At 59.0% G+C, this 17,726-nt stretch carries 16 protein-coding genes, 1 tRNA gene and 1 pseudogene; 8 read left to right on the top strand and 10 right to left on the bottom strand.

Annotation, left to right across the window (positions count from 1 at the left end; genetic code table 11):
• Positions 1-102: 102 nt before the first annotated feature.
• The 3 genes and pseudogenes from der to AC0V6K_RS09985 all read right to left on the bottom strand — a co-directional run bounded on the left by der (position 103) and on the right by AC0V6K_RS09985 (position 2,722).
• Positions 103-1,552: pseudogene (der, locus tag AC0V6K_RS09975) on the bottom strand (ribosome biogenesis GTPase Der).
• A 57-nt stretch (positions 1,553-1,609) separates the two neighbouring features.
• On the bottom strand, positions 1,610-2,404 hold the full coding sequence (locus tag AC0V6K_RS09980) for a tetratricopeptide repeat protein (RefSeq protein WP_472621796.1): 795 nt from the start codon (positions 2,402-2,404) through the stop codon (positions 1,610-1,612).
• Positions 2,405-2,425: 21 nt separating this feature from the next.
• The gene (locus AC0V6K_RS09985; RefSeq protein ID WP_472621798.1) at positions 2,426-2,722 is read right to left on the bottom strand and encodes a DUF3297 family protein; all 297 of its coding nucleotides are present in this window, start codon (positions 2,720-2,722) and stop codon (positions 2,426-2,428) included.
• A 153-nt stretch (positions 2,723-2,875) separates the two neighbouring features.
• On the opposite strand from AC0V6K_RS09985, the gene AC0V6K_RS09990 reads away from it, so the two are divergent.
• Together AC0V6K_RS09990 and tig are read left to right on the top strand one after the other, a co-directional pair.
• Positions 2,876-2,960: transfer RNA gene (locus AC0V6K_RS09990), tRNA-Leu, on the top strand.
• Positions 2,961-3,017: 57 nt separating this feature from the next.
• A complete protein-coding gene (gene tig, locus AC0V6K_RS09995) occupies positions 3,018-4,607 on the top strand; it encodes a trigger factor (protein WP_472621800.1) in 1,590 nt (529 codons plus the stop codon).
• 21 nt (positions 4,608-4,628) lie between these two features.
• Here tig and AC0V6K_RS10000 read toward each other — a convergent pair whose 3' ends face one another.
• Positions 4,629-6,188, bottom strand: a complete 1,560-nt coding sequence (locus AC0V6K_RS10000; RefSeq protein WP_472621802.1) for an amidase — start codon at positions 6,186-6,188, stop codon at positions 4,629-4,631.
• A 174-nt stretch (positions 6,189-6,362) separates the two neighbouring features.
• Between AC0V6K_RS10000 and AC0V6K_RS10005 the strand changes: the two genes are divergently transcribed.
• From AC0V6K_RS10005 to AC0V6K_RS10020, 4 genes are all read left to right on the top strand, one after another.
• Positions 6,363-7,685 (top strand): acyltransferase family protein, encoded by a 1,323-nt coding sequence (locus tag AC0V6K_RS10005; protein ID WP_472621804.1) that lies wholly within the window; start codon positions 6,363-6,365, stop codon positions 7,683-7,685.
• A 73-nt stretch (positions 7,686-7,758) separates the two neighbouring features.
• Positions 7,759-8,463, top strand: coding sequence for an ATP-dependent Clp protease proteolytic subunit (locus AC0V6K_RS10010; protein ID WP_472621806.1), 705 nt, complete (start codon positions 7,759-7,761; stop codon positions 8,461-8,463).
• Between the two features lie 219 nt (positions 8,464-8,682).
• Positions 8,683-9,954 carry an ATP-dependent Clp protease ATP-binding subunit ClpX gene (gene clpX, locus AC0V6K_RS10015; RefSeq protein ID WP_472621808.1) on the top strand — a complete coding sequence of 424 codons (1,272 nt, stop codon included), beginning with the start codon at positions 8,683-8,685 and terminating at the stop codon, positions 9,952-9,954.
• Complete coding sequence (locus AC0V6K_RS10020; protein WP_472621810.1) at positions 9,954-10,814, top strand: hypothetical protein; 861 nt, start codon at positions 9,954-9,956, stop codon at positions 10,812-10,814. The genes clpX and AC0V6K_RS10020 overlap by 1 nt, the downstream gene beginning before the upstream one ends.
• Before the next feature lie 131 nt (positions 10,815-10,945).
• Here the strand turns inward: AC0V6K_RS10020 and AC0V6K_RS10025 are convergent, their stop codons facing one another.
• The 5 genes from AC0V6K_RS10025 to mtgA all read right to left on the bottom strand — a co-directional run bounded on the left by AC0V6K_RS10025 (position 10,946) and on the right by mtgA (position 14,656).
• Positions 10,946-11,509: a fasciclin domain-containing protein gene (locus AC0V6K_RS10025; RefSeq protein ID WP_472621812.1), complete on the bottom strand. Its 564-nt coding sequence runs from the start codon at positions 11,507-11,509 to the stop codon at positions 10,946-10,948.
• Positions 11,510-11,659: 150 nt separating this feature from the next.
• Entirely contained in the window at positions 11,660-12,433 is a 774-nt protein-coding gene (locus AC0V6K_RS10030) for an anti-sigma factor (RefSeq protein ID WP_472621814.1), read from the bottom strand.
• Positions 12,430-13,020, bottom strand: a complete 591-nt coding sequence (locus AC0V6K_RS10035) for a sigma-70 family RNA polymerase sigma factor (protein ID WP_472621816.1) — start codon at positions 13,018-13,020, stop codon at positions 12,430-12,432. The genes AC0V6K_RS10030 and AC0V6K_RS10035 overlap by 4 nt, the downstream gene beginning before the upstream one ends.
• The gene (locus tag AC0V6K_RS10040; RefSeq protein ID WP_472626108.1) at positions 13,020-13,979 is read right to left on the bottom strand and encodes a cation diffusion facilitator family transporter; all 960 of its coding nucleotides are present in this window, start codon (positions 13,977-13,979) and stop codon (positions 13,020-13,022) included. The genes AC0V6K_RS10035 and AC0V6K_RS10040 overlap by 1 nt, the downstream gene beginning before the upstream one ends.
• A gap of 5 nt (positions 13,980-13,984) precedes the next feature.
• A complete protein-coding gene (gene mtgA / locus AC0V6K_RS10045; protein WP_472621818.1) occupies positions 13,985-14,656 on the bottom strand; it encodes a monofunctional biosynthetic peptidoglycan transglycosylase in 672 nt (223 codons plus the stop codon).
• Between the two features lie 41 nt (positions 14,657-14,697).
• On the opposite strand from mtgA, the gene AC0V6K_RS10050 reads away from it, so the two are divergent.
• A complete protein-coding gene (locus AC0V6K_RS10050; protein ID WP_486172623.1) occupies positions 14,698-16,101 on the top strand; it encodes a M20 metallopeptidase family protein in 1,404 nt (467 codons plus the stop codon).
• A gap of 32 nt (positions 16,102-16,133) precedes the next feature.
• Positions 16,134-16,760 (top strand): hypothetical protein, encoded by a 627-nt coding sequence (locus AC0V6K_RS10055; protein ID WP_472621822.1) that lies wholly within the window; start codon positions 16,134-16,136, stop codon positions 16,758-16,760.
• Between the two features lie 3 nt (positions 16,761-16,763).
• On the opposite strand, the gene rpoH is transcribed toward AC0V6K_RS10055, so the two are convergent.
• Positions 16,764-17,714, bottom strand: a complete 951-nt coding sequence (rpoH, locus tag AC0V6K_RS10060; protein WP_486172624.1) for an RNA polymerase sigma factor RpoH — start codon at positions 17,712-17,714, stop codon at positions 16,764-16,766.
• Positions 17,715-17,726 lie beyond the last annotated feature (12 nt).

Below are 17,726 nucleotides of genomic sequence, written 5' to 3' on the forward strand. Positions count from 1 at the left end.
ATGCTGGTGCGAGGCTAAGTTGAACGGCGCGGAGCACGCGCGGGGTATCGGCGGTGCGTTCGAGCAATTCTGTCGCAATGCCGCTCGCCAGGATGTCCAGCATCATGCCTTGTCGCCGCTTCCGCCGCTGTAATTGCCGCCGCCGCCTCTGTTGGCGTTGTACGGGTTCTTTGGCGATTTCAGCGTTACGCGCACCGGCACAGCCTCAAAGCCGAGCTTGGCGCGGATGCCATTGACCAGATAGCGTTCGTAACTCTTGGGCAGATCATCGAGCCGCGTGCCGAAAATGACAAAGCGCGGCGGACGTGTGCCTGCCTGCGTGATGTAGCGCAGCTTGATCCGGCGGCCACCGGGGGCAGGGGGAGGGTTGGCCTCCATCGCATCGTCGAACCAACGGTTGAGCGCGGCGGTGGGCACGCGCTTGGACCAGCTTTCGCGCAGGTCAAACGCAGCGCCCAGCATCGTGTCGAGGCCTTTGCCTGTCTTGGCCGAAACCGCGAACAACGGCACGCCGCGCACCTGCGCCAAGCCATCATCAAGCGCGGCGCGGATACCGTTGAACAGGCCCGAGGGATTTTCGGCCACATCCCACTTGTTGATCGCAATCATCAGCGCGCGCCCTTCTTCGAGCGCGAGGCTGGCGATCTTCAGGTCTTGATGCTCTAGGCCCAGCGTTGCATCGAGAAGCAGCACCACGACCTCGGCAAAATCCACCGCGCGGCGCGCGTCGGCTACAGAGAGCTTCTCGAGCTTTTCGGTCACATTGCGCTTTTTGCGCATACCAGCCGTGTCGATCAGCCGGATCTCGCGGCTCTCGCCCGTCTTCGGGTCTTCCCAATTCCAGTCAATCGCGATCGAGATCGCGCGTGATCCCAGCCTCGGGACCGGTCAGCAGACGATCCTCGCCCAGCAGACGGTTTATCAGAGTTGATTTGCCCGCATTGGGACGGCCGACAATGGCGAGTTTGAGCGGGCCGAGCGGCGCGTCTTCATCCTCTTCCAATTCGGCCGCAGCCTGCTGCGCGGCTTCGTAAGCCTCAACCTTGTCGCCGATAATCGGCCACAGCCCCTGAAACAGGTCCGCGACCCCTTCGCCATGTTCGGCGGAAATCGCGGCGGGCTCGCCAAATCCGAGCGCGTAAGATTCGAGAACACCCGATTCTCCAGCTTTGCCCTCTGCTTTGTTGGCGACAAGCACGATCGGCACATCATGCTCGCGAAGATAGCGGGCGATCTCTTCATCGAGCGGTGTGAGGCCCGCACGCGCATCGACCACGAACAAAGCAGCGTCTGCTCCTTCAAGACTGGCTTCGGTCTGCTTGCGCATCCGGCCTGGCAACGTGAGCTCGTGCTCGTCCTCCCAACCCGCAGTGTCGACAATAGTGAAGCGCAGGCCAGCGATCTCTGCGTCGCCCATACGGCGGTCACGCGTCACGCCCGGCTGATCATCGACCAGCGCGAGCTTCTTGCCGACGAGCCGGTTGAACAGCGTCGACTTGCCGACATTGGGTCGGCCAATGATGATCACTTGAGGTTTTTCGGGCAGTTCCATGATTGCCCCCGCAAGTGGCGGTTGTGCGTGGCTTTGGCAAGCGCCCTATTGCGCGGGCTAGTTGGCCTCGGCTTCCTCAAGCCGCCGGATCGCGCCTTTGGTGCTGTTTTGAACCCATTGCTCGGGATTGTAAGTCAGCGCGAGTTTGTAGAGCTCAAGAGCCTTTTCGAGGTCCTTTGTGACCCCGACACCGGTTTCGTGTTTGTCTGCAAGGAGCGAGCACCCGCGCCCGCTCTTCAAGTCACAGGCCTTGCGATAGTACTCTGCCGCTTTGGCAGGGTCGTATTGCGGCCCTTTTTCCTGATTGCGGGGGAAGGGAAGGTACAGCCGCCCCATATCCGCGCAGCCTTCACCGTCATCGCCTTCGCAGGCTTTGTTCGCGAGGTAAAAGGCGGTTTCACGGTCCTTTTCGGCTCCGACACCGGTGGTGTAGCGATGGCCGAGTTTCTGGCAGGAGCGCATATCGCCCAGATCGCAGGCCTTCAGTTCAAAACCGGCAGCCTTTTCCTGGTTGCGGATCGGCGGAGCGGCCTGTTCATGAACCATGGCCGCGTCGCGGCAATTGTCGACGATCTTTCCCGAGCAGCCGATTGTGAAGAGCCTCAGCGCTTTGGACACGTCTTGCTCAAGACCCATGCCGCTCGCGACCAATTTACCGGCCACCGCGCAGGTTTGGACATAACCCTTTTCACAAAGATCAATCAGGATCGGGGCCGCAGTCTGGAAGTCTTTGGAATTGTATGCAGCAATCGCTTTGGCGTATTCAGCCTGGGCGTCGGTTTCTTGCGCTGCGAGGGGGGCACCAATCGCCGCGACAAGAGCCAAAGCGGTCAATCTTACCCAAGCCTGCATATTCCCCCCAATTCCGGCGTTTCAGCCCTTTTTCGCGACCGGCGGCTCTTCGCCCAGATCTTCGTACCAGGCTTCGACTTCGCCGCTCAGCTTAAGCAGCAGCGGCTGCCCCTTGCGGTCAACGGTCTTGCCAGCCTGAACCTTAACCCAGCCTTCAGAGATCGAATATTCCTCGATATCGGTGCGCTCACGCCCTCTAAAACGGATGCCGACACCGCGTTGCAGCGCTTCTCCATCAAAATGCGGGCTGCGCGGGTTCACGGCGAGGTGATCGGGCGGGACGTCGTTTGCGGACGGTGTGGTGTTTTCTTCGCTCATGGGCAGCGCCCTTAAATCCGCTGGCTCTGCGAAACAAGCGGATATCGCCGTTCATGCAAAGCCTAAGCTTGCCCTTTCGCAAAAGCCGCATTAGAGGCCTGCCCAGATGCGCGCGGGAGCCTAGCGGTTTCCCGCGCGGCTTCGTTCGGGCATGCGGGCGTGGCGGAATTGGTAGACGCGCTGGTTTTAGGTACCAGTATCGTAAGATGTGGGGGTTCGAGTCCCTTCGCCCGCACCAATGCTCCGCCCCAGTGTCCGGACTAAACGATTGAATAAAAGGCTCCAGAAAGCACCCATGCAGACCAAGCAGACCGCCAGCGAAGGCCTCAAGCGCGCCTACGAAATCACGATCACCGCGGATGAAATCGCGGCCAAGATCGAAGGCGAAATCAAGAAGATTGCACCGCAGGTGAAAATGCCGGGTTTCCGCCCGGGCAAAGTTCCTGCGAATCTCGTGAAGAAGATGCACGGCGATCAGATTCACGAGCAGACCGTGAACGAAGCGATCCGCGATTCGGTTGATCAGGTGATGAAGGACGAGGAACTTCGTCCGGCTATGCAACCAGCGGTTGCTCTGAACCCTGACTACGAAGAAGGCAAAGACGCTGTTCTTCAGGTCGAGCTGGAAGTGCTCCCTGAAATCGAAGCGCCGAGCACTGACGGTCTCAAGCTTGAAAAGCTGATGGTTCCTGTTTCCGACGAAGCGATTGAAGAAGCGCTTCAGGGCATTGCTGGCCAGAACAAGAGCTACAAGGATGCTGCCAAGACCAAGAAAGCGGCTGACGGCGACCAGCTGATCATCGACTTCCTCGGCAAACTGGATGGTGAGCCGTTCGAAGGCGGCGCAGCGGAAGACGCGGCGCTAGTGATCGGTTCGGGCACCTTTATCCCTGGTTTTGAAGAGCAGCTTGTCGGCACGAAGACCGGTGATGAGAAGACCATAACTGTCACTTTCCCGGCTGAGTATCAGGCCGAGCATCTTGCCGGTAAGGAAGCGACTTTTGACATCACCGTGAAGCAGGTGAAGGTCGAAACTGACACCAAGATCGACGATGACTTTGCGAAGAACCTCGGCCTCGACAGCCTCGAGAAGCTTCAGGACATCATGCGCGGCCAGCTCGAACAGCAGACTGCTGGTCTGACCCGCACGCAGATGAAGCGACAGCTGCTCGACCAGCTGGCTGCTGGCCATGATTTTGAAGTACCTTCGAAGATGGTCGAAGCCGAGTTTGAGCAAATCTGGAACCAGCTGCAGCAGGAAGCTGCCAAGGAAGAAGATGCCGAAGCGGCTCTGAAGCAGATCGAAGACGAAAAAGCCGATTACGAGGCAATTGCCGAGCGCCGCGTGCGCCTTGGCCTGCTGCTTTCGGAAATTGGTCAGGCCAATGGCGTCGAAGTCACTGGTCAAGAAATGGCGATGCTGATCCAGCAGGCCGCAGCGCAATATCGCGAAGAAGATCGCGAGCGTTTCACTCAGTATATTCAGCAGGATCCGATGGCCGCAGCCCAGCTGCGCGCGCCGCTTTACGAAGACAAGGTCGTCGACTTCCTGTTCGACAAGGCTGACGTGACCGAGCGTGAAGTGACTGCCGAAGAACTGCAGGCAGCCATCGAAGCCGACGAAGACGCTGAAGTCGAAAAGGCGAAAGCGGCTCCGAAGAAGAAAGCTCCGGCCAAGAAGGCAGCGGCGAAAAAGGCGCCAGCGAAGAAGCCGGCAGCAAAGAAGGCCCCTGCAAAGAAGGCCGACACAGCCGAGAAGAAGCCTGCTGCGAAAAAGGCTCCAGCCAAGAAGGCTCCGGCCAAGACCGCAGCGAAGAAAGCTCCGGCCAAGAAGCCAGCCGCCAAGAAACCGGCTGCTAAGAAGGCACCGGCCAAGAAGAAGTGATCAACCGGTCCGGCGGACGGCTCAGTCCTCCGCCGGTTTCCAGGGTTTGAATGAAGGCGTGGGCAGCTTGGCTGTCCGCGCCTTTTCATATGCGTGACCCAGTTTTAGGACGGCGTGGTCCTCCCACTTGGCTCCAAAGAAACTGATGCCGACGGGCAATCCCTCGACATGACCCATAGGCACGGTGAGGTGCGGGTATCCCGCGATGGCGGCGGGTGAACCGAAGCCGATCGATCCGTTGAAATTGTCGCCATTCACGAGATCGCTCACCCATGTCGGCCCGCGTGTCGGGGCGACGAGAAATTGCACATTGTTATCAGCGAGCAGTGTGTCGAGCGTTTCCTTACCCGCGATCCGAACCGCGTTTTCACGCGCCTTTTCATAGGCTTCACGGTCGGTCGTCTCTTCGGCTAATTCGAACAGTTCCTGCCCGAACCAGCGCATTTCGGTGTCGGCATTGGCTTTGTTGAAAGCGATCAGATTGGCGAGGCTGCGGGGAGTGTCGGCGCCCTGCATTTCGGGGATCGAGCGCAGGTATTTGCCCATTTCCTCGCGCAGTTCGAACATCAGCACGGTGAAACTGTCGCGGTACATCTCGCCGTTGGGCTCGAATTCGATATCGACCAGAACGGCTCCCGCGCGTTCCAAATCTTCGAGCGCGGTGCCGAACACCGTCTTTACATCATCGCGGTTGCCAAGCTGGTTGACCATCACACCGATACGCACGCCTTCGAGCGAGTAGCCTTCCAGCCCCGTGCTGTAATCGGCGATACGCGGCACATTGACTGTGGCTCCATCAGCCGGATCCTCGCCCGCAATCGCGGTGAGCAACATGGCGGCGTCCTTTACCGTCTTAGTCATCGGTCCGGCCGTGTCTTGTGTCGAGGAAATCGGCACCACATGTGTGCGGCTGACCAGACCGACGCTCGGCTTGAACCCGACGATACCGTTGATCGAGGCGGGGCAGGTGATCGAGCCGTTCGTCTCCGTACCAATCGCCGCCCATGCAAAACCCGCTGCCACCGCAGCGCCGCTGCCCGAGGATGATCCGCAAGAGTTACGATCCGTGGCGAACGGGTTTCGGGTCAGGCCACCCACCGCGCTCCACCCGCTTGTGGAGTTGTCGCTGCGGATATTGGCCCATTCGGACAGGTTGGTCTTGCCCAGCACCACGCCGCCGTTTTCGCGGAGGTTGGCGATCAGAGGCGCGTCGCGCTTGGTGAAGTTGTACTGAAGCGCGAGGCTGCCCGCGGTGGTTGCCCATTCCTCAGTTTCGATATTGTCTTTGACGAGAACGGTCCGCCCTTTGAGGACGCCGGTGTCAGCCATCTGACGCGCTTTGAACCCAGCAGTTTGGGAATAAACAATCACAGAGTTGAGTTGAGGACCCGCGTCGTCGAACCTTTTGATGCGAACAACGTAACGGGCCGCTGCACGTTCTGATCCTTCAATAACCGGTGCGACCGGGGGTGGTGTGGGCGACTGAGTCGTTTCACCCGCCTCTTCGTTTGCTTGGGCGGATTGTCCCATGACAAAGATAAGAGCGAGCGCCGAAAACGATACGAGTGACTTGCTTTGCATAGTGGGTTGATTGCCTGTTTTCGGCCTGCACGCAAGACAGATGAAGCAACCGAAATTAACCTTTGGAAGTGTCCGCGTTCCAGCTTTGGACGCCGCTTCCGCCCCGGTTGTGCACTTCGCTTTAACCGGCAAGCATTAGACGCTCCCGACAGCCCCATTCGAGACGTACCGAGCATGACGACTGAAGCCGCAACCAAACCACGCAAGCATTATCACGACATTGATGGTGCGCGTTCGGTTCTGATGTTCCTCTCGGTCGCGCTGCATGCGGGCACTGTCTACGCGCCTTCGCGCCCTTGGATCACAGGGAATACAGACCGTGCAGACTTCTTCGATTGGCTGATTTTCGCCTTCCACCTTTTCGTGACGCCGACCTTCTTCTTCGTCGGCGGGTTTTTTGCGGTGCTGCTGCTGACGCGGCGCACGGTAGGTGATTTCCTTTGGAACCGCTTCTTGCGCACCGCCGTGCCGCTGATCGTGATCGCGCTAAGTTTCAATATGATCGAACAATTCCTGCGCTGGAGGGATTCCGGCGGAGTAGGCGGGTTCTTCGATTGGGTAGGCAGCCCCGCCTTTGTCGAAATATGGGCCAATGGAACTTGGCAATTGCACCTGTGGTTCCTCGTCAGCCTTTTGCCGATGTTCGTGCTTGCCGCCGTGGTTCACGCGGTGTTGCCCAAGGATTCCGGCATCCGCAGCCTTGCGGTTAAGCTCTCCGACAAGCTCGGCGCGGTGACATCCGGCGTCCTACCGTTCCTGTTTGTGCTGATCATGCTGGGCGTTGCGAACACCGCCAATTACAGCGCGGCGGCGATGGTGCCGGGCGGCTATGATTTGATCTTCCCTGGCTTCCAGAGCTGGTACAAGCTGGTCAGCGAATTCCCGTTCTTTGTAATTGGCGTCATGGCGGCGCTTTCACCGCGCTTGCTTTCGGCGCTGGTCGAGTGGCGTTGGTGGATGCCATACGCTGCTACTGCGGCACTGATCTTCCAGCCTTATCCGATGGCCGACCAAGGCTACATCATTCCGTTTGTGCGTGATGCGGCGATGGCGATGGGCGTGGATCTAGGTCCCGATCGCACCTTCGCCGTGCGCTTTGCACTCCTGTTTCTGAACCAACTCGCGATCTGGACGCTGGTGCTGTTCATCCTCCAGTTCTTCCATCGCTATTTCAACGAAGGCGGCCCGCGGACGGCATGGTTTGCGGACTGTGCGCTGTCGATGTACCTCTTCCACCACTGCTTCGTGTATATCTACGGCAATGTGCTGGAAGGCGTGGCGTGGTCGCATTGGGTCGAGTTCACCATCCTGACCATCGCGTCGGCGGGCACCGTCATCTTCATCCATGAGTTGCTGGTACGCCGCTACGCGATTGTACGTCTGCTGTTCAACGGCAAGACCGATGTGAAGCAGATCAAGAAGCAGCCGGGTTTCTTTGAGGTATTCGCACCGAAATCCACCAATTCGGCGGCAAGTGGTGCGCTTTCCCCAAGGTGATCGTTAATCCCCTTGAACTTGGGACGCGTGCGTCCGACATAGGCGTTCAATCAAAAGGACGAGGACACACCCGATGATCAATCTGTTCGGCAATGACGGCGAAACCCACGGAACGCAGGGCCAGTTCACCCGCGACCCGCTGACCGGCGCCTTGGTGCCTGTGGTGGTCGAACAGACCAGCCGCGGTGAACGCAGCTTCGATATTTTCAGCCGTCTGCTCCGCGAACGCATCGTATTCGTCACCGGCCAGGTGGAAGATGGCATGGCTTCGCTGATCACGGCGCAGCTGCTTTTCCTCGAAAGCGAAAACCCGTCAAAGCCGATTTCGATGTACATCAACTCGCCGGGCGGCGTCGTGACGGCTGGCATGGCGATCCATGACACCATGCAATACATCAAGCCGCGCGTTTCAACCGTGTGCATGGGCCAGGCCGCATCGATGGGCAGCTTCCTGCTGGCCGCGGGTGAACCGGGCATGCGCGTTGCGCTTCCCAATGCCCGCATCATGATCCACCAGCCTTCTGGCGGTGCGCGCGGCATGGCATCGGATATCGAGATTCAGGCGAAAGAGATCCTGCGCATTAAAAAGCGCATGAACGATCTCTACGTCAAATATACCGGTCAAAAGCTGAGCGTGATCGAAAAGGCGATGGACCGCGACACCTTCCTTGAAGCCGACGAAGCGAAAGAATTCGGTCTGGTCGACAAGGTTTTCGAGACCCGTCCCGAAGCTGACGGATCGGATGGTGAAGAAGGCTCTGGCGGCGCGCCCGAGTAAGGGCGAACAACCTTCTGAAAGGTTTTTGGACTAGACCGCTTCAAAGCGGGACTGCACCTCAATCGGGTGTGCTTTATCGGCCATACAGCGGCGCAATGCTGCGCTGTATGGAGCAATTTTCGCGCGGCTTTGGTTGATTCATTGGCTGCGAGAGATAGACTTGGCGAATCCTGCGGGTGCGGCAGCTCTGCACGCCTGAGGATTCGAGGGTAAATAGGAATGACGAAATTGAGCGGATCAGACAGCAAGAGCACTCTGTATTGCAGCTTCTGCGGGAAGTCTCAGCACGAGGTGCGCAAGCTTATCGCTGGCCCAACGGTTTTCATCTGTGATGAGTGTGTTGAGCTTTGCAATGACATCATCCGTGAAGAGACCAAGGCAGGCATAGCGGGCAAGAAAGAAGGCGACGTACCCACGCCGTCTGAGATCTTCGCGACGCTCAACGATTATGTGATCGGCCAGAACTCCGCCAAGCGGAATCTCTCGGTCGCGGTTCACAACCACTACAAGCGCCTGAAACACAGCGGTAAGACCGACGGTGTCGAACTGGCGAAGTCGAACATCCTGCTCGTTGGTCCAACCGGTACAGGTAAGACGCTGCTCGCCCAGACGCTGGCGCGTACTTTTGACGTGCCGTTCACAATGGCAGACGCAACCACGCTGACCGAAGCGGGTTATGTGGGTGAAGACGTTGAGAACATCATTCTCAAGCTGCTGCAATCCTCCGACTACAACGTCGAAAAGGCGCAGCACGGCATCGTCTACATCGACGAAATCGACAAGATCACCCGCAAAGCCGAAAACCCCTCGATCACGCGCGACGTGTCGGGTGAAGGTGTGCAGCAGGCGCTGCTCAAGCTGATGGAAGGCACCACGGCTAGCGTTCCGCCGCAGGGTGGCCGCAAGCATCCGCAGCAGGAATTCCTGCAGGTCGACACGACCAACATCCTGTTCATCTGCGGTGGCGCCTTTGCCGGCCTCGACAAAATCATCGCCGACCGTTTGCAAAAACGCAGCATCGGCTTTGGCGCGCATGTCGCCGATCCGGACAAGCGTAAAATCGGCGAACTGCTTGAAAAGAGCGAACCGGAAGATCTGCTCAAATTCGGCCTGATCCCCGAATTCGTCGGCCGTCTACCAGTGATCGCGACCCTGCACGATCTTGATGTCGATGCACTGGTCACGATCCTTCAGGAGCCGAAGAACGCTCTGGTAAAGCAATATGCCAAGCTGTTTGAACTCGAGGATGTTGAGCTGAGCTTCACCGATGACGCATTGGTCGCCATCGCCGAACGCGCGATCAAGCGCAAAACCGGTGCGCGTGGTCTTCGCTCAATCGTCGAAGGCATCCTGCTCGATACGATGTTCGATCTTCCGGACATGGAAGACGTGTCGGAAATCGTGATCGACGGCGAAGTGGTGGAAGGCAAGAAAGAGCCTATCCGCGTTCACGGCGGCTCAGCTAAGAGCAAGAAGGAAGAAGCTGCCTGATGCGAGCGAAAGCTCGGCGAGCCCACTTTCTCGGAATCGCTATCGGCGCCGCTCTATTTGGAGCGGGTGCAGCTGGTCCTCTTTCTGCGCAGAACGAAGAGCAACAGCCCACCAACTACATGGCGACCTTTGACTCGACGCCCGATGGCGAGGAAGTCATGGCGCGACGCGGCAAGAAGCTTGTCGATGTTATGCTACGCCCAAAAGACGCAGTTGTTCTCAAGGGCGCAATCATTGCTGAGGTTGCGCGCAAAGCGGCTGTTAAACCCAAGTTTCCCTTTGTTGATGGAACTATTCTTTACCGCACATCTGGGCGGAAGGGGCTCTATTGCGACCTGATGCGCAATCGCGGGCTGGGTTCATCGACGGCGTGCCTGCGCGACAATGATGGCGACGGCACCTTCGACGAAGCCGTCCGCTTCGATTTCAATTCGGCAGGCTCGGACACGGTCTTCATTACCGACAAGGGTAAAGTTCGGGGTGGATACGAAAAAGCAGTTATCCCACTGACCATCGCCGTCGGCTATGAGGCCGCGCCCGATGCAGAACTTCCGACAGGCCGTGTTGGCGTGTTCTGGGAATCGCCGCGAAAGCGCAAAGATCCACCCAACAATCCTGCGCTGTTGCGCTTCACCCTGACTGACGGAAGCAATTTCACAGGCACGCAGATCTTCTCGAGCAAGATGCTGGTGATGGGATATCCAGGTGCGCCCAAGACGGTCGACTTCTATGGCGCAAAAATCACGGTCTATGGCTTCGGTCCAAAGGGCGAAATCCGGTACTCGGTAAAGGCCGCCGAAGAATCAGCCGAAGTCGGCTTCGTATTCCGCGGCTACGTCGTCAATATCATCGCTTACTGAGCGCCTGAGTCGCCCAAACACGAAACCCCGCCCGGCCATGGAGGATAGGCCGGACGGGGTCCTGTGAAGCGCTGCCCCGATGGGAGGGGGGAACGGTTGGAGCAGCGCAAGCTCGGTTATGATGCGTAGCCTTACGGCAGGAACACACCGTCGGTGACGTGGACGACGCCGTTGGATGTGTTCACGTCAGCGGTGGTGACAGCGGTCGCGCGGCCCTTCGCATCGGTGATGACGATCTTGTCGCCCGAAAGACGCGCGGTCAGCTTCTCACCGGCAACGGTGTTGATCGTGGCGGCGCCATTGTGCTTCTTGATCAGCTTCACAAGGTCACCGCTGGTCACACGGCCTGCGACTGCGTGGTAGGTCAGGATCTTGGTCAGCGTGGCTTTGCTTTCCGGCTTCACCAGGTTGGCGACGGTGCCATCAGGCAGCTTCGCAAATGCGGTGTCGGTCGGGGCGAAAACGGTGAACGGACCGGGGCTCGACAGCGTGTCGACAAGGTCTGCTGCTTTGACGGCAGCGACCAGAGTGTTGTGCACGCCGGTGCTCATCGCGGTCTGGACAATGTTGGCCTGCTGGCGCTGCTTGTGCGCTTCAGCTGGCGCGGCGCCAAAGGTGGCGAAAGTTGCGGTGCCTGCAACAGCGGCGAGAGCGAGCGCGGTGGCGCGGGCGGGAAGTTTTGCAGTGATAGGCATTGGGATCTCCTTCGTTTGCACAAGCCCTCCCGGTCTTGTGCTGGAGCTACGCAAGCCTGCAAAACAAGGATGCGAAAAATCCGCAATTATTTTTAAAAATGTTTTAAATTAGAGATTTAAGTGTGTTCTAAACGCTTAATCGCGCCGCAATCATACGGTGGTGAAAGCGCCCTCGGCCACCACTGGTCCCGCATCCTGGCCTTCAGGCTTCCCGCCAATCGGCTCGCGCGTCAGCTTCACTTCCGCACCATCGAGGATGTTGCGCGCAACGCTATCTGGGATGTCCATGCTGATGACTTCGCCGGGCTTCACAACGCCGAGCGATTGCACGTCACCTTCTTGCGGAACGAGCCACAATTCATGGTCATGCACGCCATCCGGCGTCAGACCAATCGCGGTTACCATCATACGCTCGGTATCGGGCATATAGGTCACATCAAGCCGCAGCCCGGTGTCGCCAATCGGCACAGTCGCCATCAGCGGGTCCGCCGCGGCTATTTGTGTTGGCACTGCGCCGGGCGTCGGGTTTGATCCCGGTCCAAACGTGATGAAGGCCAGCGCGACGGCGGCCGCAGCGGAGGTGATACCAGCGGTCCACTGCCAACGGCGCACTCGGCTCTGCAGGTCAACTACGGCGCTGTCATTGGCATTCGCCGCGACAGGGGCGGAAACCACGTCACCGCCTGTGTTTGCGTCAATCTCAGCGTTGATCCGCGTCCAGACTCCCGCGCTAGGCTCAGCGCCGGAGACTTCATCGGAGAGCGGGACAAACCAGTTGTCCCACCATTCCTTGCGAGCAGCGAACGCCTCATCGGTCGCGAGCTTGCCGCGCGCGCTCATCAGCTCTTCGCCTTCGAGCAAGCCGAGGGAGAATTCCGCGGCCTTCATCGGATCATCCCGCTTGATGTCTTTCTTGTCGCTCATGATTGCTCACTCGCTTCAAGACAGGCGCGTAGTTTCATCAGCGCGCGGCGGATCCAGCTTTTCATGGTACCTAGCGGCACGTCAGCAGCCTCTGCCAACTGCGCATAGGTTTTGCCTTCGAAGAAGGCGGAACGGATGTGACCCTGAACATTCTCGTCAAGCTTACCCAGGCAGACATGAATTTGCGCCGACTGCTCGGCATCAATCAGCAGACTATCGGCCAGCGGGGCTTCATCGGGCAAGGGAGCCGCTTCTTCAACAGGCACCGCGCCACCACGCACTTTCCCCGTGCGCAGACGGTCGATTGCGCGGTTGCGCGCAAACGTCGCCAGCCACGAAATCGGGCTTGCGCGCTCCGGATCGTACCGGTCGGCTCTCTGCCAAAGGTTGATGTATACGTCCTGCAAGGCGTCTTCTGCTTCTTTCCTGTCGCCCAAGATACGCAAGCAAATGCCAAACAGTTTCACCCGTGTCGCATCATAGATTTCTTCGAGCGCCGCACGGTCGCCTTCGCCCAGCCTCACCATGGCGGAGCGTAAAGCCTCGCGCGCTTCGGGCGTGGCCGGTGTGGGTTGCTGAGCGGCCATCAACACCCGCCCTTGCAAGCACCGGAAACTGCGCCGCGTTCGATCTGAATCGTTGAATGGTTGATGCCAAATCGCCCTGCAAGCGAGTCCGAAACGTCACGCAAGAAAGCGTCTGTGCAATCTGCATCGGGCATGACGAGGTGCGCGGTCAGAGCCGTCTCTGTCGTCGACATTGGCCAGATATGCAGATCGTGCACTGTTTCTACCCCTTCGAGGCTCGCCAAATGCGCGCGCACGGCGCTTTCGTCAATGCTTGGCGGCACCGCCAATAAGCCCATGGCAATACTATCCTTTGCCAGCCCCCAGGTTCCCCAAGCAATCATCGCGACAATCGCGAAGCTGACCAGCGGGTCGATCCACCACAGGCCGGTGAAGACAATCGCAACCCCTGCGATCACGACGCCGACCGATACAAGCGCGTCGGCGGCCATGTGCAGATAAGCGCCCTTGATGTTGAGGTCTTCCTGACCGCGCATAAACAGCATGGCGGTGGCGGCGTTGATGACGACGCCAATGCCAGCGACGATCACCATAACCATACCCTCTGGCTCTACGGGATCGAGCAGGCGGTGGAATGTTTCGAACAGAATCGCGCCGATGGCGATTGCGAGCAGCAACGCGTTTCCAAGTGCGGCGAGGATGGTCGAGCTTTTGAAGCCATAGGTGTAGCGCGCCGTCGGTGGCCGCTTGGCGGCGATGCTCGCAGCCCAAGCCAGCAGCAGCGCGAGCACATCCGAGAGGTTGTGCCCTGCATCCGCAACCAGCGCCATCGAGCCATAGAGGAAGCCAAACGTCGCCTCTATCACCACAAAGATGATGTTGAGCGTGACGGCTATGGCAAAGGCGCTGCCAAAATCCTTGGGCGCGTGATGGTGTCCATGGCGATCATGCAGGCCATGGCAATCACTGTCGCCGTGATCATGCGAGTGCGAATGGTTATGTGCGTGCGCCAAGCCCATCGCGATCAATCATAGGCGCAGGAATCGAGCCCGTCACGTTTCACCACCGCGATGCGCGCATTGATCGTTCGACCGTGGCGCGCGAGCCACCCGGTGGGGTTCACCACGGCGCGCTTTTTGGGGAGGGGAAGGGCCGCTGCCATGCGCGCTGCCTCATACGGCTCAAGCCGCGCGGCGGATTTCTGAAAGTAACGCTGCGCACCTGCTTCAGCGCCGTAAGTGCCGATGCCGGTTTCGGCGACGTTGAGGTACACTTCCATAATGCGATGCTTGCCCCACACGGTCTCGATCAGGAAGGTGAACCACGCTTCCAGCCCTTTGCGGAAATACCCGCCGCCTTGCCAAAGAAAGACGTTCTTCGCGGTCTGTTGAGATATGGTGGAGCCTCCACGAATGCGACCGCCCTTGGCGTTGGCTTCGGCGGCTTTGCGGATCGCTTCGGTGTCAAATCCGGAATGCTCACAGAATTTGCCATCTTCCGCGCCAATCACGGCCGCGACCATGTTGGGATCAATATTCTCCAGCGCTTCCCAATCTTTGGTGTAGCCGTTCTCATCCATCGCCATGGTCGCCGTGACCGGCACCGGCACCCACTTGAAAAGAAGCACCAGCGCGAGGCTGATCCCGACGAACCAAAGGATCGCTTTCGCGAAAAACCAGGCGAGTTTCTTGGCCATTGCCTTGAGTTAGGGAGTGGCGAGGGGCGGTGCAATCATTGGTGGCGCTTGCGGTTCACTCCGCGTCGTGCTTGGAAAGCGCCGAAGACATTTCTGACACGGAGAATTCGATGCGCCTGATCGCCAAAACCGCCTCTGCCTTTGCTGTTTCCATGGCGCTGCTTGCGGCTCCTGTTGCGGCGGACGACCATGATATTGCGGCGGCAGTAGAGCAGGATTACGACAGCTATCTCGCGCCGCTCTTCGTGCATTTTCACAAGAACCCCGAGCTTTCTTTCCTCGAAAGCCAAACCGCCGCGCGCATGGCACTGGAGCTGCGCCAGGCGGGTGTCGAGGTGACCGAGAATGTCGGCGGCACCGGCGTGGTCGGAATGCTCAAGAACGGCGATGGGCCACTTGTTCTGCTGCGGGCAGATATGGACGGGCTTCCGGTGGAAGAGAAATCCGGTTTGGATTACGCGTCAAAGGCGAAGCAGACTGGCCAAGACGGCAAAGAGTACTTCGTGATGCACGCCTGCGGGCACGATGTGCACATCACCTCAATGGTCGGCAGCGCGCGCTGGCTGGTCGAGAATAAGGACAAGTGGAGCGGCACGGTGATGTTCATCGTGCAACCCGCCGAAGAACGCGTGGGCGGGGCCAAGGCCATGCTGGCAGACGGGCTCTACGAACGTTTCGGCAAGCCCGATTACGCGCTGGCCTTCCACGTCAGCGCTGGTCTGGAGACGGGTAAGGTGTCCGCCTCTGAGGGCATCCAGTATTCGAGTGCGGACTCGGTCGACATCACAGTGCCTGGAGTGGGCGCACACGGTGCCAGCCCGCACCGCGGCAAAGACCCGGTCTATATCGCTTCGCAAATCGTCACGGCCCTACAGTCGATTGTCAGCCGCGAAGTGCAGCCGCTCAAACCTGCTGTCATCACCGTTGGCTCGTTCCACTCAGGTTCAAAGCACAACATCATCTCTGATCAAGCCGCGTTGCAATTGACCGTGCGTGCCAATGACGAAGAAACCCGTGCCCAGCTGCTCGCCTCGATCGAGCGGATCGCGGTCAATATCGGCAAAGCGCATGGCCTGCCCGATGACCTGCCGGTGAAGGTTGTGGTGAGCGAAGGAACACCGGTGACCAACAACGATCCCGTTCTCGCCCGCCGTCTTAACAATGTGATGAAGCGCGATCTGGGTGAGGACGCCTTCGTCACATTTGAACAACAAGGCATGGGCGCGGAAGACTTCGCCTATTTCGTGACCGAGGAAATGAAGGTGCCCGGTTATTATTTCGCGGTCGGAGGCACGCCCAAGGAAGCGTTCGACGCCGAGGACGAGGGCGGCCCTGCTGTGCCCAGCCACCACTCGCCCTTGTTCAAGGTTGCGCCCAAGGAAAGCGTCACACTCGGCACCCGCGCGATGATCGCGGCAGTGTTGGACCTCGCTCCAGCGGAGTAATCCGAGGGCGCGGGGCCCGGAAGGATCAAGCAATGATCATCGTTGCCGAAGGCATCAGCGCGGCTGGTAAGACCACGTTTGCGCGCCAATTTGGCGATGGCCTTTGGGTGCCGGAAATCCCGGCCAAAGGCACATTGCCGCGCGCCGATGCCTCGCTTGATGAGCACGCCCATTTCTGGGCCGAGCACAATGTTCGGAAGTTCCAGATGGCGCTCGCCATTGAACGCGAGCACGGTTTCGTGATCTGCGATACCGATCCGATGAAGATCCACTATTCATGGTGCATGGAGCGCGTCGGATTTCATTGGCCTGACAAGTTCTCCCATGCGCAGGGTTTCGTTCGCAAGGCGATCGCGGAGCAGCGGCTGGGCTTTGCCGATCTTTATCTGGTCAAGAAGATCGAACCAGACGTGGCGAGAGCGCAGAAGGAAGGTGATGCCACGCGCAGGCGCGGCAATTTCGACCAGCATCTCGCGCTGCAGCCGCATCTAATCCGATGGTTTGAGACGATGGAGCAGGTCTTTCCGGGCCGGGTGCGGTGGCAATTCCCTTATCACAGCTCCCTGCTGAGCGAGCTCCAAAACAAAACGCCGGAGGAAAACCCCCGGCGTTTCGATGTTTCTGCGTTCGACGCTTTGGTTGAGCGTTTGCCTGATTAGCGCTTAAGCCATACCCGGCAAAAGGCGCTCGCCAGCGATCCGCTGCATAGCTTTCTGCAGCTTCTCGAATGCGCGCACTTCGATCTGACGGATGCGCTCGCGCGATACGTCATAGACCTGTGACAGCTCTTCGAGCGTCTGCGGCTTTTCAGTCAGACGGCGCTCGGTCAGGATGTGCTGCTCACGCTCGTTAAGGCTGTCCATCGCCTCGACCAGCATTTCGTGTCGCACCTGCGCCTCTTCGGCGTCAGCGACCGTTTCGTCCTGAAGTGGACGATCATCGGTCAGCCAGTCCTGCCACTCGCCAGAACCTTCCTCACCATTACGCATCGGCGTGTTGAGCGACCCGTCGCCGCCCATCATCATCCGGCGGTTCATGTTGATCACTTCCTGCTCGGGCACGCCGAGGTCGGTCGCGATCTTGGTCACATCCGCTGGCGAGAGGTCGGTGTCTTCGTAGGCTTCGAGCTGCTTCTTCATCCGGCGAAGGTTGAAGAACAGCTTCTTCTGTGCCGCGGTGGTGCCCATCTTAACGAGAGACCAGCTGCGCAGAATGAATTCCTGCATCGAAGCTTTGATCCACCACATCGCGTAGGTCGCGAGGCGGAAGCCGCGATCGGGTTCGAATTTCTTGACGCCCTGCATCAGGCCGACATTGCCTTCGGAAATCAGGTCCGAAACGGGCAGGCCGTATCCGCGATAACCCATCGCGATCTTGGCGACGAGCCGCAGGTGGCTCGAAACCAGCTGCGAAGCGGCTTCGGGATCTTCGTGCTCCTGATACCGCTTGGCGAGCATGTATTCCTGCTCGGCGGTCAGCACAGGGTATTTTTTGATTTCGGACAGATAGCGGTTGAGGCTCTGCTCGCCGCTAAGGGCCGGGACGGTTGCTTTGCTCACTCTTTTCCTAACCTTTCTAGTGTCGACCGACTGATCGGGACCCCTGATGGGCATCCGTGATTCTGG

Source organism: Erythrobacter sp. S43 (assembly GCF_057364955.1).